Source organism: Rhodococcoides fascians NBRC 12155 = LMG 3623 (assembly GCF_001894785.1).
GTDB classification, from domain to species: domain Bacteria; phylum Actinomycetota; class Actinomycetes; order Mycobacteriales; family Mycobacteriaceae; genus Rhodococcoides; species Rhodococcoides fascians.
Genome location: NZ_BCWW01000036.1, coordinates 1 through 523 on the forward strand (window position 1 = coordinate 1; position 523 = coordinate 523).

General features: G+C 60.4%; 1 protein-coding gene. It reads right to left on the reverse strand.

The annotated features are described in order from the left end of the window. Positions 1-523 (reverse strand): IS3 family transposase (locus RFA01S_RS27250; RefSeq protein ID WP_139278575.1); only part of this gene is annotated, 523 nt, incomplete at both ends.

The following is a 523-nucleotide window of genomic DNA, read 5'->3' on the forward strand; positions in this document are numbered from 1 at the left end:
GCGGACACCGCTAACGAGGCCTTCATCCTGGAGTCGATCGAGTAGCCGACGATCCTGTTCGACCAGACGTCCTTGATCGCGCAGAGATACAGTTTGCCCTCGTCGGTGCGGTGTTCGGTGATGTCGGTCAGCCACAGCTCGTCCGCGGCCTGTGCGGTGAACTGACGGTCGACGAGGTCGTCGTGGACCGGCGGGCCGGCCTTCCTGTTCAGGCCTCGCTTCTTCGAGAACACCGACCAGATGCGTTCTTGTGAGCACAACCGCGCGACCCGGTTCTCGCTGGCGGTGATCCCGCGGTCGGGTAGTTCGTCTGCGATGAAGCGGTAGCCGAATGCGGGGTCGTCGTCGTGGATCTCACGAGCAATGTTGATCAGATGCGCATCATCCCAATCTCGTTGCGTGACTGGCTGTTTCTTCCATTTGTAGAACGCTTGGGTTGAGAAACCGAGAACCCGGCAGGTCACTGTGACGGGTACTCCGTCGCCAGCAAGGTCGAGGACCAGCGGGTAGATCATTTTGGGAG